Consider the following 14,704-nt stretch of genomic DNA (forward strand, 5'->3'; position numbering starts at 1 on the left):
AACCATTAGGTGTTCTAATCTATAGACACCGGCAGGCATTTGAATCACGGCATCCCTGCACGTATGTCTGATTAACCTTTAATGCGGGCGCATGACCGAACGCGTCACTTTGGTATCGTGGCTCCTCTCACGTTGGCCTGCTGGGCACACCAATTGCTGCCGGGTCCGTCCCCGTCGGTTGCTCCGCCCGTGCTGGCCTTGCGGCGGCCGAGATCGAAAATGCGAATGGAAAGCACCCGAGCGCGGAAGTCGCCAACGCTTCGAACGCGGGGTCGGCAAGTTTCACGTAGAGTGAAATCCCGCGCGAGGTGTCATCAATGAGGATAACGGTTGCATCCTCGACGCCAGCCTCTACAAGGGCCGACTTTAGGGCGTCTTCCGTTTCGCTCCGTTTGAGCGCCGGCTTGAAGATTTTGCCGACGCCCGTCAGCGGCATCGCGTCCACAATCCGTATCCCCTTTGGCAACGCTGCGCGTTCGTGGATCTCGTGACGCAGAAACTCGACCAATTCCGCTTCGGTGGTGGTTGTGCCTGGCTTTAGCTGGACATAGGCGACCGGCAACTCGCCCGCATGCATATCGGGGCGCCCTACAGCTGCGGCGATCTGGACTGCGGGATGGCGATGCAGTGCTTCCTCGATTGCCGCAGGGTCGATGTTGTGTCCGCCCCGGATAATCAGTTCCTTCTGCCGGCCGGTGAGCCAGAAGTAACCTTCGGGGTCGCAGCGTCCGAGATCGCCAGTATTGAGCCAGAGTTCGCCCTCACCACCTTCCATCCAGATGCCACTGTTCTGCTCCGGCCGGGTATAGCCAACGAACACGTTTGGACCGGAGATAATCAGTTGACCGACCTCATCCGCAACGCAATCCCGCACATACCGGCCGGTTTCATCGACCACCACTGCTTTCATCGCCTGACCGGGCAGACGAAGACCAATCGAACCGACCCTGCGCTCGCCAAGCGGAGGGTTCACGCTGCTAACGCAGGTACCTTCCGTGAGGCCGTAGCCCTCAAGGATTCTTATCCCTGTACGATCCTGGAAAGTGCGAAGTAATTCCACCGGCATCGGGGCGGCGCCGCACAGGCCATACTCGAGCGAGCTGATATCGTGCTCGCCGACAGGAATGTCCAGTAGCGATCCGTAGAGTGTCGGAACAGCGCTGAAGAAGTTGATGCGGTAATGCTCGACAATTTCCCAGAAGCGCTTTACAAGGCCCTCGCCCCGATACCCTTGCGGTGTGCCGAGCACGACGTGGGCACCACGCGAGAACGCCAGCAGACCTGTCACCATCACGGCGTTGACGTGGAAAAGCGGCAGTCCGCAAAAAATCGTTTTCCCCGGACCAATGCTTTCGCCGAAGAATTGACCCGCGTTCCACGCATTGGCCACTTCGTTGCCGTGCCGCCGAACCGCAATCTTCGGCAGTCCGGTGGTGCCCCCCGTGCAGAAGAAGGACGATACATCATCGGTGCTCGTTCGACGCGTGCTACTGAGCGCCACTCCGGACTCTTTCGCGATGGCTGTGCCGAAATCGTGGATGCCGATATGCGAAGGAACGGCACTGTGAACGCCGCCAGGCCCGTACAGTTTTGAACACTCGCCACGCTGAAGAGCCCGGGCCGCGAATCCCTTTTCGCCCGGCATGCGGTCGGCCGGATTCACGAGCACCAGATGCTGCAGGCAAGGGAGCCTGTGCAGCACCGCGTGCACCTTCTGCCAAAGGTCGGTTCCGGGAAACGGCGCCAGGGCTACGAGCACGCTCGCGCCTGAGGCGTTGAGCAGTTCGCCGATGGCTTCACTCTCAAGCAGCGGATTGATCGCGCAGACAATCCCGGCGGCCTCGCCGCCCCAGATCACAAAGTGCGTTTCGGGGAGGTTGGGCAGAACGTATGCGACCACCGAGTCGCGCTGTACTCCCAGACGCGCAAGCATATTCGCGGTGCGCGTGACATCGCGCACGAATTCACTGTAAGTCCAACACTCGGCGCTCCGGTGTTCGTCGGCTGTTGCAAAGAACGAAAGTGCGGGTGCCGATGGATTGATGGCGGCGCCCCGACAGATCATCTCGTAGGTACTCGACGGAAGATCCGCCGGGTGCCCCTGCGTTTCAATGGCAAGGACATCGTGTACGCTTGCGACGCTTTTCATGCCGCCTCTTCCATAACGACGTTGTGCTGCACCCCCAGATTAATCGAGCCGTCATAGCTGGCGATCTGTGCCTCCACGACGTCGCCCACGCGCAGGTACTGCGGCCTTTCCTCCTGCATTTTCAGGAACAGACGCCATTTTTCCGCTTCAGGCAGTTGAGCCGCGGCACGCATCTTTTCCGGTGACGGAATGCTCAGGGCACAACCGGAGGGTGTGCCGGTTGCGAGCAGGTCCCCGGCGTGAAGGTCTTGTACGCCTGAAAGCTCCGTCAAGGTCTCTGCCGGTCCGTAGACGAGGCCCGCTGTGGAGTCATTCTGGCGAACAGTTCCGTTGACCGTCAGCGTCAGCACAAGCTCCTTCAGCTTCGGAACATCCTGTTTCTCCAGCAGGCACAGGTACGGACCGACAGGGCCAAATGTGCGATAGCTCTTGCCCTTGTAGAACTGCATTTGCGGGATCTGGACATCGCGCGCGGAATAGTCGTTGACGATCACAGCACCGGCGATGTACTCGTGCAGATTCTCCTCGGTGACAGTTTCGCGTGACGTAATGTCGCGTTTGAGGACGAGACCGAGTTCGATCTCGTAGTCGAGGAAACGCACCTCACTCGGCTTCACCACGGGGGAGTCGGCCGGAACGATACAGCTCGTCGCCTTCGTGAAGATCATGTTGAATTTCTTCACATCCGGGTCCATGCCGGACTCGATCATATGCTGGCGATAATTCGCGCCCTGGCAGATGAACTGCTGGTTGGCAGTCACGGGCGACAACCATTGCACCTCCGACTCGGGAATCGTCGGACCGCCTAGGACCAGCAGCCGTTCAACCGAATTGGCCTCGATAAACTCGGCAGTCGACTTGAACTCGCCGGGAATCGGCGTGATAGCGCCATTAGCGACCACGCCCCATCGGGCGCGGCCTTGATGCAAATAGTGCAGAACGTGAAGTGTCATTTTTCGATCTCCGGATTCTATGGAAGGGATTGGTTCAGGCGAAAATCTTTGCCAGCGTGCGCAGCTTGCTCAGCGTCAGGTCGGGGCTGCGGCGCAGGTTCCTGAAGAGCGCCACGATGCTCGCAGGCGTGAATTTGGGCTTCGTGAAACTGCGCGGCATTGTCGGTCCCCATTGCGCCATCGCCTCACGGCTCACGGCATGGACGCCGGTTGGCGCATCGGCCGTAAAGAGATCGCCGTCGCAATAATGCTCGTGCTTGTCGCCCCACGAGTCCTGCCAGTAGTCGAAGATCTGGCTGCCCAGGATATGGCGGCCGATCCCCCACGCGTGCGTCCAGCCCTTCTCGCGCAGGACGCGCTGGCCCATGCCGACCGCGTCGGCATCGACGACTTCGTACGCGCTATGGCTGTAGGTGGGTAGAAAGCCTTGTGCAAGCGCCAGCGTATGGTGATCGGTCGGCTTGTCACCCAGATCGAGCCGCATGAACGCGACGACGGGCGAGCCATCGGGAAGCACCTGCACATCGCTCGGGATCAAACCGAAATGCTGCGTATACCATGCGCAGGTTTCCTGATAGTCGGCAAGTTCGAGCACGACGTGCCCGAGCCGGATAACTTCTGGCGCGCACTCGGGCGGTCGCTGCGTCCCGTTAATCCTGACGGCCCCATCCACGGAGTTGAACGACAATGGCGGCCGATGGGACAGCGTCGAAACTGGCGCCTGGCCCCATACTGCATCGACGCGAAACCCGGAAGGGTCGGTCAACCGTACGATATAGCCGCCGCCGGGCAAGGGCGACCGTTCGGCCTCAGACGCGCCAGGCAGCTTTGCAAGCGCATCAAGATCGGCCCTGCTGTCGACCTGCAGTCCAAAACCGACGAACCGGGATTTCGGCGCCTTCCGGACGACATAGCAGAAATGCGAAGCACCGGTTCCCCGCAGAAGCAATAGTGCTTCACCGCGCGATACGGTTTGTAGCCCGAAATCATTGAGAAATTGCTCGGCTTTCACAAGATCCGGCCGATCGAATATCAGGTAGGTCAATGCCGATGCTTTCGTCGTGGGGTTGGGATGACGAGCCGGCTGCGCAGTGGTCAGTTTCATAACGGATAAGAAATCAGGCGGTTCGAATAGCGGTTTCGGCTTCCGGTGTCCGCACGCTCAAGGGATTACCCAGCAAGGCAAGACTCTCGCGCACGATACGGTTTGCATCGGTGGCCGGGCCATCGTGGACAATCGTCTTGTCTGGCCGGATTACGGCAGCCCACCCGAGGGGCACCAGCCCGGGAAGAAATACGCCTTCGAGGTCTTCCCATCTGTCGCGCGGGGCAAGATGCAGCCGTTGCCCCCGATGGGCAATCTGGACAATGCGCCCTCCGGCACGTGCAAACGCTGCGGCCGTCGCGTGCTCGAGCACAGCCGCCGCATCCACGCCAAACCCGATCAGCGTGAGGCCCTGCCCGAACACGTCGTCGCTCAGACGCGTGGTGCCATCCGAACCTCTCACCCAGCCTTGCGCGATGACAGCACCACGAACAAGCTTCGTCGACGAGCGGCCCTGGACGAACAGTCCCCGAAGAAATGCATTCTTCGGCTTGATCTGCAGCTCCTCGAATTGCGCGCGCAAGCGCGGTACCAGTCTCGACAGACGCATCAACCCGTGAGTCAATAAGGCGACGCCCCTGCTCCGGGGCATGACGAGCTTGCCCATAAACTTCGCGAGGTTGATCATCGCCTTCGCGTGGGGGCGCCGCTCCTCGTCATAGGTATCCAGAATCGCTGGATTCGCACGTCCCTTCACCACCCATGCGAGCTTCCAGCAAAGGTTAGCGGCGTCCCGAAGACCTGCGACCAACCCCTGCCCGACGAATGGGGGCGTGATGTGGGCCGCGTCGCCCGCCAGGAACACCCGCCCCTTGCTGAACGCATCGACAGCGCGCGCATGGAAGCGATACACGGCCTTGCGCTCGATGATCATGTCTTCCAGATTGCCCCAGGGCGAAAGCAACTCGCGGATACGCGTCTCGGATTCCATATCCTCGCGACGCTCGCCAGGCCGGAGCATGAATTCCCAGCGTTCGCGGCCGCCAGGCGCGACCATATGTGGGATCGGCCGACGGTGATCGCAGATGAACTCGATGTGATCGATCGGACGCGGTACGTGGCGGGCATCGACGATCAGCCAGTCCTCAGCGAACGTCTTGCCCTTGAATTCCTGCCCGATGAGCTGGCGTACCAATGAACTCGCCCCGTCCGCGCCGACCAGATAGCGGGCCCGTACCGCGTGGGTGCGCCCCTGGCCAAGATCTAATGATGCGACGACAAGATCCCGTTCCTCCGTGAAGCTCTTGAGCTCGACCCCCAACGCGATATGCACACAGTCGTATGTCTCGAGCCGGGCGCGCAGGCACCGTTCCAGGTCTGGCTGGTAGAACGTGACGAGCTTCGGATGACCATCCAGGCTGCCAAGCGAATTCACCCTGCCGAACAGTCCCAGCATGGGCGACCTCATGCGAACGTGCGGTATGGCAATCGTCTCGAAATCACTCTCCGCAACGCCGGCAAGCTGAAGGATGCGCAGCGCTTCGTTATCGAGCGCGATCGCACGGGGCGCCATGAATATCTCAGTCGACCTGTCGACAACCATCACGTTCACTCCGTGTCGTGCCAACAGATTCGCAATCGTGGCCCCCACCGGTCCGCAACCCACCACTAAAACATCTACGGCCGACGGATATGCCCCGATCGGCGCACGACCCTCACCATGCCGACTGCACGGCGCGGATCCATCTTTTGCTGCTGTCTCCACAGTCACTCCGTCTGTTGTTTGTTAGACCGACGCTAGGTGCGCCGTTAGTGACATTAAAGTCATAGATGATTGTTTTGTCAACATAGACAATAGAATCTATACTTCGGTATGGCCAAAACTGGACCGATCATGCCGAACACCTCAAATCGCCCGACAGCAAAGCGTCCTACCCGTGCGGCGCCAGCCTCCCCGGTTGCCGCTCCCGAAGAACGCGAGCCGCGCGGTGCCCGTCGCAAGCGCGAGACGCGCGCTCGCCTGCTCGATGCTGCCCTCAGGCTGATGGCCGAAAAGGGCATGGAAGGTGTAGCCATCAACGAAATCACCGAGGCCGCCGACGTCGGCTTCGGATCGTTCTACAACCACTTCGAGTCGAAGGAAGCCATCTACGCGACGCTTGTGGACAACGTGTTCGAGGAGTTCGGCGACAGGCTCGATCGCCTCACCGGGGGCCTGTCCGACCCCGCTGAAGTGATCGCCGTCTCGGTGCGCCATACCCTGATGCGTGCGCGGCGCGATCCCGTCTGGGGACGCTTCCTGATACGCGAAGGCTTTTCAGCGGGCGTCCTGAGCCGCGGGCTGGGTCAGCGACTGCTGCGGGATATCGGCAATGGCATCGCCGCCAAGCGCTTTATGGTCGCCGACCCCTTCATCGGCTTTCTTTCGGTGGGCGGCACGGTGCTCGCGGCAGTTGCAGCCGAACTGAATTTCGTCGCGCCGGGAGCACCGGCGGCGCATTTGCTCGACGAACTTGGCTTCAGCGGAGAGCACTTCGCCGAGCGCACGGCAGCAACGCTTCTGCAAACACTCGGGCTCAAGCGCGCGGAGGCGGAGAAGATTGCAATGCGAGCGTTACCGCTCGTTGAGGTTGAAGTCGATGGGGATTGAGGCGGGCGACGATAAGGTAAGTGACGGAATTGGAGTCATCGCCTCAGCACGATGAGCAACGGTGCTTTCTGGCTGGCCTTGTCTATCAATCTGTTTCGGGGTCTGGACTCCATTCAACCGCCGACGCGATGCATGCCTTTCAGACCCGCTCCGCAGCGCGTGCAACGCGCAACCAACCCTCCCAGCCGTGGACGTTTGCGGAATAGCAGATCGCACTCCTCGCAGGCAATCAGATTCGGATGTTCCATACTGGCACGCGACAAGCGAAATTTCGATGCCATCCGATGCAGGCGGTAGCGCCGGCTCAATTCCGTTAGCCAACGGCGCACCCTCTTTCTTGCATAACGAACTGATCTGGCACTGGAGAGCGGCCTGGTTCATCGTGACGCTCTCCCCGACCTAACGGAATCAAGGTCATTCTCTTGACGTCACGTGCGGCGGATCGGCTGGCAATTCGCCCATCGCCTGGAACAGTGCGGCGGTATCGCTCATGCGGTGGCTCCCGGCGCGTACGGCGCCAAGCTGTGCATTGAGAAATCGCTGCTCGCTTGCGTGCTGTGCCGATGACGGCAGGGAACCCAAGCGGGCGCGCGACGTCGTTTCGTCGAATGCCGCATGGGATGCCTGTGCCGCTCCTTCGGTAGATGCCAGCGCCTGCGCGTCGTTGTCCAGCGCGGCAAGCGAATCCGCGACATCCTGGAATGCCGACAGGACTGTCGATTTGTAATGCAGAACCGCCGCATCGTAGGTATCGATCGAGGCTCTGCGCTGCGCGAACAACGCCCCTCCATGGAAGAGCGGCTGCGACAGGCCCGCACCGATCGCCCAGAGCCCGCCCGCACCTGAGAGCATGGCGGGCCAGCTAAAGCCGCCGCGCCCCATCGAGGCCGTCAGCGACAGACTCGGAAAGAGTTGCGCGGTCGCAGCGCCAACGTCGGCCGCGGCGGCCTTCACGGCGGCGTCGGCTGCCTGAATGTCCGGACGCGAACGCAGGAGGTCCGACGGCACCACGACGGGCACATGGTCTGGCAACGCCAGGCTATCGAGGTCGGGAACGGTCGGTGCATTATCCGGCGTCCGGCCCATCAGTACCGCCAGCGCGTGGACCGCTGAGGTGCGCCGTTGGCGCAAGGCCGGAAGACTCGCCGCAATCGATTCTGCATCCTCCGTCGAGTTGAGCGCCTGCACGTGCGAAATGGATCCGAGCGCGTACCGTTGCTGATCCTCGTTTGCGGTTTCGCTCGCCACGGCGACGAGCCGTTCGGTGAGCGCGATCTGTCGATCGAGCGCCGCCACATTGATCGCAGTGGCGACGATGTTGGCGGCAAGCGCGCGTCGGGCGGCTTCCAGTTCATACCCCTGCACATTCACGCGAGCGGTAGCCGCCGCGTTGGCGTAGCGCGTCTGGCCAAATAAGTCGAATGTGTAGTGCGCCTGAAGCTGCCCGGCGAAAAAGTTGTACTGCACCTGCTCAGGGCCGAGCCCCGGCACGACGGGTGAACGCGCACGTTCAACCTGGGCGACACCGTCGACTGACGGCAGCGTGGATGAGCCGACCTGAGCGCGCAGTCCCTCTTGCGCGGCCGCGAGCGTTCGCTGCGCACCTGCAAGCGTCGGGCTGTTGCGCAGGCCTTCGTCGACGAGTGCATCGAGCGCGTCGGACCGGTAAAGCCGCCACCACTGCGGAACGGCCGTCGAGCCGATATCGAACTGCTGCGCAATACCGCCTGCGGCAACCGTCTTCGAGGGCTGCGCCTGCGCCCCGTAGTGCTCGGGTGAAGGCATCGCCGGCGGCTCGCCGCTAGGGCCGAACGAGCAGGCCGTCAGCGCGAGCGCCGTCGCCACTGCGAGAACGGATGTCTTATAGGCAAGCTTCATGATCAGATCTCCGTATGCTCGACGACAACCGGCTGCATCCCGCACTCGTCGCGCCGGACCTTGAAGCACGTCGCATAGAGTGCCGGCAGGAAGAAAATGGTCAGTCCCGTGGCGATCGTGATACCCCCCATCAGCGCGGTCGCCATGGGCCCGAAGAAAGCTGAACGCAAGAGCGGAATCAAGGCGAGCACCGCGGCTGCGGCCGTCAGCATGATCGGCCTGAAACGCCGCACGGTTGCACCGATAATCGCGTCGAAGCGCCCCTGCCCCGCCGCGATGTCCTGGTCGATCTGGTCGACCAGGATCACGGAGTTGCGCATGATGATGCCGAACATGGCAATCACGCCGAGCAACGCGACGAAACCAAAGGGCTTGCCGAACAGGAGCAGCGCGGCCACGACGCCGATCAGTCCGAGCGGAGCTGTCAGCACGACGATAAACGTCCGCAGGAAGCTCTTGAGCTGGATCATGAGGAGCGTCAGCACGGCGATGATCATGAGCGGCATCTCGGCGTTGATCGAGGTCTGGCCTTTCGCGCTTTCTTCGACCGCACCGCCTACTTCGATGCGATAACCCACCGGCAGTCTCGCGTGTTCCCCGGCGAGCGCGTGCTCGATATCGCGGGTCACGTCGATGCCCTGCACGTCACCCCGAATGTCAGCCTGCACGGTGATCGTCGGCTGGCGGTCGCGCTCCCAGATCACCCCATACTCGAGCGCGTCCCGAACGCGTCCGAGGGAACCGAGCGGAACCGGGCCGTTCGGCGTCGGAATCGAGAGGCTCGTGAGTTGCGCGGGATCAACACGCTCGCTCTTCGGCGCACGCAGATCGACGTTGATCAGCTTGTCCCGCTCACGGTACTGGGTGACTGTGTATCCCGAGAGCGTCATGGCCAGGAAGTTCGATACGTCCTCCGACGTGACGCCAAGCTGACGCGCCCTGCTCTGATCGATCTCGAACGAGATCGACCGTTCCGCCGGCTCGTCCCAGTCGAACTGGACATTGCGTGTGCGGGAGTCGGCACGGACCTTCCCGGCGACCGTTTCGGCAATCGAGCGCACGGTTGCAATATCGTTGCCGCTCACCCGAAACTTGATCGGAAAACCCACGGGCGGACCGTTCTCGAGTCGCGCCACACGCGTGCGCACGCCGGAGAACTCTCGCCCGAGTTTGGCATCGAACCAGCGCATCAACTCTTCGCGGTTTTCGACGCTTTTTGCCGTGATTACGAACTGCGCAAAGTTAGGCTGCTGAAGCTGCTGGTCGAGCGGCAGGTAAAAGCGCGGTGCTCCGGTGCCCACAAAGTCGACGAAGTGGTCGATCCCGGGATTGCCGTCGAGCGCCTTTTCCAGGTGCTTCGCTTCACGCAGCGTCGCCTCGAACGAAGCGCCTTCCGGCAAGCGCAGGTCCACGAGCAGCTCTGGCCGTTCAGAGTTGGGGAAGAACTGTTGCGGCACGCGCGTGAAGACCACCATCGCAATCGCAAAAAGCACGGCAGTGACACCGAGCACTGCCCAGCGACGCTCGATACACCACGAGACCCACCCTGACAGGCGCCGGTAGAAGCCGGTGTTGTAAACATCGTGCTCGTGATGGTGCCCGCCACTCTCGTGGCTCTTGTGCTCGGGCAGCATGTGGAAGCCCAGCAAGGGGACCAGCACGACGGCCGCGAACCACGATACGATCAGCGCAATGGCCGACACTTCGAAGATCGAGCGCGTGTATTCGCCCGTGCTCGACTTCGCGAGTGCGATCGGCAGGAAGCCCGATACGGTCACGAGCGTGCCGGTCAGCATAGGGAATGCCGTGCTCGTGTAGGCAAAGGCCGCGGCGCGCGTGCGAGTCCACCCCTGCTCGAGTTTCACCGCCATCGTTTCGACAGCGATAATCGCGTCGTCGACGAGCAGCCCCAGCGCGAGCACGAGCGTGCCAAGGGAGACCTGGTCCAGCCCGATATTGAACACATGCATGCACAGCGCCGTCACGGCGAGCACGATCGGAATCGAGATCACGACGACCATGCCGGTGCGCAGGCCGAGCGAAACGAGGCTCACGACCAGCACGATTGCTACCGCTTCGGCGACCGACTTTACGAACTCGTCCACGGAGTGCTTGACCGCGTGAGGCATGCTCGAGACGGGAGCCAGCTTGAGTCCCGCCGGCATGGCCGCCTGCAGTTCGGCGGTTTTCGCGTCGAGCGCCTTGCCGAGGCTGATCACGTCGCCGCCCTTTTGCATCGTCGCGCCGATACCGAGCACTGCCTGTCCGCCGACCCGCATCTGGGTGGCGGGCGGATCGTCGTAGCCGCGTGTGATCTTCGCGATGTCACCGAGCCGGAAAGTCCGTTTGTTCACGGTGATGAGCGTGTCGGCGAGCGCCTGCACGTCCTTGAACGCGCCGCTCGGTCGCACGAACACCCGGTCGTCCGCCGTCGCAATGGTGCCAACGGGCGCAACGGTATTTTGTGCGTCAATTGCCTGGGCGAGCTGCTGCGGCGTGATAGAGAGCCCCATCAGCTCCGCATTCGATATCTCGACGAAAATGTGCTGGTCCGGGTCGCCAAAGTAGTCGACCTTGGCGACGCCGGGCACGCGCAGCAGGATGGTGCGCAACTGGTCCGCGTAGTCGCGCAGTTGCGCAGGCGTAAAGCCGTCGCCTTCAAGCGCATAGATGTTCGTGTAGACGTCACCAAACTCGTCGTTGAAAAACGGTCCAACCGTCCCCTTGGGGAGCGTCGCGGCGATGTCGCCCACTTTCTTGCGCACCTGGTACCAGGTTTCGGGGACTTCCTTGACCGGGGCCGAGTCCTTCATTGCAAAGAAGATCATCGACTCGCCGGGCCGCGAGTAACTCTTGATGTTGTCGACGTACGGCGCCGCCTGCAACTGACGGCCGATCCGGTCCGTGATCTGTTCCTGCACCTCGCGGGCGGTCGCGCCCGGCCAGTAAGTCTTGACCACCATGGTCCGGAAAGTGAACGGCGGGTCCTCCGACTGCGCAAGCTGCGTATAACCGATCACGCCGAACAGGGTTGCAAGCCCGATCAGAAAGATCACGAGCTGCTGATGGCGCAACGCCCACGCGGAGAGATTAAAGCCGCCTTCGCCATGTACCTCGGCGTCGGACGGGGTGACGGGCGCGCTGTCACACGCGGTTTCACGGTCGCGTGCGTTCATGACGAAAAATCCTCGGGATGCAACGGGGCCACCACCTGTACATGTTGGTCTGCGCTCACTGCGTGCACGCCCTGCATCACGACGCGGTCGCCGTCGTGCAGGCCGCCCGTGACGGAGACCGTGCGCTCGTCGTAGCGCGCGATGCTGACAGGGCGCAGCTCAAGGGTGTCGCTACCGGTGCGCACGACCCACACAGCGGGGTCCTCGCCCTTGTGAAAAAGCGCCGTTTCAGGCAGCGCGAACGAACGCGCCGCTGGCGCGTCGCCGACGGCGTCGAATGTGACATTTGCCGTCATGCCGAGGCGAACTTCGGGGCTCGGCGCGGCCAGCGTGAGCTTCACGCGCCAGGTGCGGCTTTGCGGGTCGGCAGCCGGTGACACCTCGCGCACGCGCGCCTCGAAGGTCTTACCAGGCAGCGCAGACAGGCTTACGCGCGCATTGCTGCCAACGGTCAATGCACCAAGCGTCCGCTCGGGCGCGTCGCAGACAACATCCACGTCTCCAGTCCAGTCGAGGTGATAGACGGCTTGATCTGCCTGAACGTTCTGGCCGGTGTCTGCGTCCTCCGACGTGATGACGCCGTCGTGGTCCGCCGTGAGCGTGGCGTAGCGCAGGTGATCCGTGGCGAGCGCCATTTGGGCGAGCGCCGAATCGCGCTGCGCGAGGGCGGAAGCGTAGGCGTCCTGGGTCTGCTCCAGCTGCGCCGTTGCGATCAGGTTTGCCTGCGCCTGAGCGCGGTCGCGGTCGAGCTGCTGTTTGGCGTACAAGAGACGATGTTCGGCGGCGTCGAGCTGCGCGCGCGCGTTGACCAGGTTATTGCGCAGATCGGTAGGGTCGAGCAGCGCAACGGTCTGTCCCGCCTTGACGGTATCGCCGATGCGCACCCGCCGTTCGGTGACCTTGCCTCCAACCCTGAACGAAAGAGGTGTCGAATACCGCGCCTGTATCTGAGCCGGCAACGAGGCGCTCGCTGTACGCCCGTCTGGATGAACCGTGACTGCGACGACGGGCTTGGGCTCGGGAGCGACGGTTTCGCGCTGGTGGCAGGCCGCTACCAGCATTGCGCCGCAAACCACAATCAGAAGACGTCCTCGGAGCGATGACCGGACAACGGACGGCAGGAAGGAACGCGCAAGCGTCTGCGCGCTAAGACCGAAAAGTTTCACGATGTTTACAAGGCAAATGATGGTCCAGCAATAAAATGGGCGAGGCATCGGAAGACACGGTGTGTCTGACAGCATGCTTTGCGAAGCGCGGGAGCGCTCGATCCGGCATGCCTGTAACTTAGTATTCCTACTCGCTGCGTCTGATACAAACCGCTTGCAACTCTTCATACTTCGTCAGCGCACGCGGCCACTCCCCACGAAACAGCTAGAGAACGAGCGTCAAAGAGATCCTCGTCGCGAGCCCGGCGCTCATGGATCGGAACGGCAGTGGACGACTCGTCTTCAGCGCTGTAACACCCTGTTCCAGGCACCGTCGCGACTCAATTCGTCTGTCCATGCGGTCGCTGATCCGCTCGCGACAGTGACATTACATCCCATAACTGATGATATTGTCAATCATGACGCAAAAATCTACAATACACCGCTACAGAAACCTGGACCCGAGATGCCTGATACCCCGAACTCCCGTGCAACTCGGCAGCGCACACGAAAGCTGCCAGCCCCTGCCGAGGCGACCCAGGGGCGCCAGCCGCGCGGCGTCCGCCGCAAGCGGGAGACTCGTACCCGCCTGCTCGACGCGACGCTCAGGCTAGTGGCTGAAAAAGGGATAGGTTCAGTGGCCATCAACGACATTACCGAGGCCGCCGACGTCGGTTTCGGCTCCTTCTACAACCACTTCGAATCGAAGGAAGGGATCTTCGCCGCGCTCGTCGAGTGGGTGTTCGAGGAGTTCGCCGATTCGCTTGACCGTCTGGCCAGCGGACTTTCCGACCCGGCCGAAGTGGTCGCGGTCTGTGTGCGCCATACGCTGATGCGCGCCCGCCGCGAGCCGGTGTGGGGACAGCTCCTGATCCGCGAAGGTTTTTCGGTGCATGCGCTGAACTGGGGTCTCGGTCAGCGACTGCTGCGCGATAGTCAAACTGGCATTTCCGCGCGACGCTTTGTCGTCCCGGATCACTTCCTGTGTCTCATTTCCGTTACGGGGATCATCTTCGCGGCGATCGCCGCTGAGTTGCACTTTTCCGCCTCCGTCACACCAGCGGTCCAGCGGCAGAAGGAGACTGGACTCGGAGAACAGAACTTCGCGGAGCGCGCTGCGACGGTCGTGCTACAGGCACTTGGAATCAAGCGCGCGGAGGCTGAGAGCATTGCGCGGTTGCCGTTACCGGGTAAGCCGGCATCTTTGTCGTCTGGCCGCCAGGATCGCATCCTGCTCGAAAGGTTCGAGTCCTCACTGAACTGCTGATCGAGCATTTCGGATAGTTGCCAGTTCTCGGACAAGCCCGCAGAAGAACAATGACTGCATCCCGGACGAATAACGGATGTGTCGAGCGTACTGCCGTTCGGTGCGTGCCATACAGTCGCGTCACGCACGCTCAACGAACTCGTGCGAGCTGACCTCGCACGCCATGCGCGCCTGCACCGTGAACTGCTCGACGCGTGGAAAGGTCAGTGACAAGGCGAGTAGGCGTAGTAACCGGAAACGTCCCTCATAACGTTTTCCGACGAAATATCGGCGGTTCCGGCTTACACGCCCACATCGTTTAGCCGCCTGCCAGATCGCACATATACTGAAACGACGCGCGGCCATGCGAAAACGGGTTGCGCAGTTCCAGTGCCAGCGGGCCTGAGCGCGAGCATCGCGGCCGCTACTCTTATTGGACTATGGTCCAATACCGCAGTTGGC

At 61.9% G+C, this 14,704-nt stretch carries 10 protein-coding genes; 3 read left to right on the forward strand and 7 right to left on the reverse strand.

The window, feature by feature from the left end; genetic code table 11:
• Nucleotides 1-127: 127 nt before the first annotated feature.
• Genes A6V37_RS03080 through A6V37_RS03095 form a run of 4 tightly spaced genes read right to left on the reverse strand, consistent with a single transcriptional unit; the run spans nt 128 to nt 5,849 of the window.
• Complete coding sequence (locus A6V37_RS03080; RefSeq protein ID WP_064266132.1) at nt 128-2,149, reverse strand: acyl-CoA synthetase; 2,022 nt, start codon at nt 2,147-2,149, stop codon at nt 128-130.
• Nucleotides 2,146-3,102 (reverse strand): fumarylacetoacetate hydrolase family protein, encoded by a 957-nt coding sequence (locus A6V37_RS03085; protein WP_064266133.1) that lies wholly within the window; start codon nt 3,100-3,102, stop codon nt 2,146-2,148. The genes A6V37_RS03080 and A6V37_RS03085 overlap by 4 nt, the downstream gene beginning before the upstream one ends.
• 34 nt (nt 3,103-3,136) lie before the next feature.
• Nucleotides 3,137-4,207: a VOC family protein gene (locus A6V37_RS03090; RefSeq protein WP_064266134.1), complete on the reverse strand. Its 1,071-nt coding sequence runs from the start codon at nt 4,205-4,207 to the stop codon at nt 3,137-3,139.
• A 13-nt stretch (nt 4,208-4,220) separates the two neighbouring features.
• Nucleotides 4,221-5,849, reverse strand: coding sequence for a bifunctional 3-(3-hydroxy-phenyl)propionate/3-hydroxycinnamic acid hydroxylase (locus A6V37_RS03095; RefSeq protein ID WP_064266226.1), 1,629 nt, complete (start codon nt 5,847-5,849; stop codon nt 4,221-4,223).
• Nucleotides 5,850-6,041: 192 nt separating this feature from the next.
• On the opposite strand from A6V37_RS03095, the gene A6V37_RS03100 reads away from it, so the two are divergent.
• Nucleotides 6,042-6,797, forward strand: a complete 756-nt coding sequence (locus A6V37_RS03100) for a TetR/AcrR family transcriptional regulator (RefSeq protein WP_064266135.1) — start codon at nt 6,042-6,044, stop codon at nt 6,795-6,797.
• 414 nt (nt 6,798-7,211) lie between these two features.
• Here the strand turns inward: A6V37_RS03100 and A6V37_RS03105 are convergent, their stop codons facing one another.
• The 3 genes from A6V37_RS03105 to A6V37_RS03115 are packed head-to-tail and all read right to left on the reverse strand — an operon-like array spanning nt 7,212 to nt 12,912.
• Nucleotides 7,212-8,675, reverse strand: a complete 1,464-nt coding sequence (locus tag A6V37_RS03105) for an efflux transporter outer membrane subunit (RefSeq protein ID WP_064266136.1) — start codon at nt 8,673-8,675, stop codon at nt 7,212-7,214.
• Nucleotides 8,676-8,677: 2 nt separating this feature from the next.
• Nucleotides 8,678-11,851 carry an efflux RND transporter permease subunit gene (locus A6V37_RS03110; protein WP_064266137.1) on the reverse strand — a complete coding sequence of 1,058 codons (3,174 nt, stop codon included), beginning with the start codon at nt 11,849-11,851 and terminating at the stop codon, nt 8,678-8,680.
• Nucleotides 11,848-12,912, reverse strand: coding sequence for an efflux RND transporter periplasmic adaptor subunit (locus A6V37_RS03115; protein ID WP_242665739.1), 1,065 nt, complete (start codon nt 12,910-12,912; stop codon nt 11,848-11,850). The genes A6V37_RS03110 and A6V37_RS03115 overlap by 4 nt, the downstream gene beginning before the upstream one ends.
• A gap of 550 nt (nt 12,913-13,462) precedes the next feature.
• Here A6V37_RS03115 and A6V37_RS03120 point away from each other — a divergent pair.
• Together A6V37_RS03120 and A6V37_RS42740 are read left to right on the forward strand one after the other, a co-directional pair.
• On the forward strand, nt 13,463-14,263 hold the full coding sequence (locus A6V37_RS03120) for a TetR/AcrR family transcriptional regulator (RefSeq protein ID WP_064266139.1): 801 nt from the start codon (nt 13,463-13,465) through the stop codon (nt 14,261-14,263).
• Nucleotides 14,264-14,341: 78 nt separating this feature from the next.
• The gene (locus A6V37_RS42740; protein ID WP_278185264.1) at nt 14,342-14,473 is read left to right on the forward strand and encodes a hypothetical protein; all 132 of its coding nucleotides are present in this window, start codon (nt 14,342-14,344) and stop codon (nt 14,471-14,473) included.
• Nucleotides 14,474-14,704: the final 231 nt, after the last annotated feature.

This window comes from Paraburkholderia ginsengiterrae (assembly GCF_001645125.1).
In the GTDB taxonomy this organism is placed as follows: Bacteria; Pseudomonadota; Gammaproteobacteria; order Burkholderiales; family Burkholderiaceae; genus Paraburkholderia; species Paraburkholderia ginsengiterrae.

Excerpts from the sequence above, each read along its gene's own strand:
- A6V37_RS03080 (WP_064266132.1), bottom strand. The coding sequence starts at position 2,149 with ATGAAAAGCGTCGCAAGCGTACACGATGTCCTTGCCATTGAAACGCAG.
- A6V37_RS03085 (WP_064266133.1), bottom strand. The coding sequence starts at position 3,102 with ATGACACTTCACGTTCTGCACTATTTGCATCAAGGCCGCGCCCGATGG.
- A6V37_RS03090 (WP_064266134.1), bottom strand. The coding sequence starts at position 4,207 with ATGAAACTGACCACTGCGCAGCCGGCTCGTCATCCCAACCCCACGACG.
- A6V37_RS03100 (WP_064266135.1), top strand. The coding sequence starts at position 6,042 with ATGCCGAACACCTCAAATCGCCCGACAGCAAAGCGTCCTACCCGTGCG.
- A6V37_RS03105 (WP_064266136.1), bottom strand. The coding sequence starts at position 8,675 with ATGAAGCTTGCCTATAAGACATCCGTTCTCGCAGTGGCGACGGCGCTC.
- A6V37_RS03110 (WP_064266137.1), bottom strand. The coding sequence starts at position 11,851 with ATGAACGCACGCGACCGTGAAACCGCGTGTGACAGCGCGCCCGTCACC.
- A6V37_RS03115 (WP_242665739.1), bottom strand. The coding sequence starts at position 12,912 with ATGCTGGTAGCGGCCTGCCACCAGCGCGAAACCGTCGCTCCCGAGCCC.
- A6V37_RS03120 (WP_064266139.1), top strand. The coding sequence starts at position 13,463 with ATGCCTGATACCCCGAACTCCCGTGCAACTCGGCAGCGCACACGAAAG.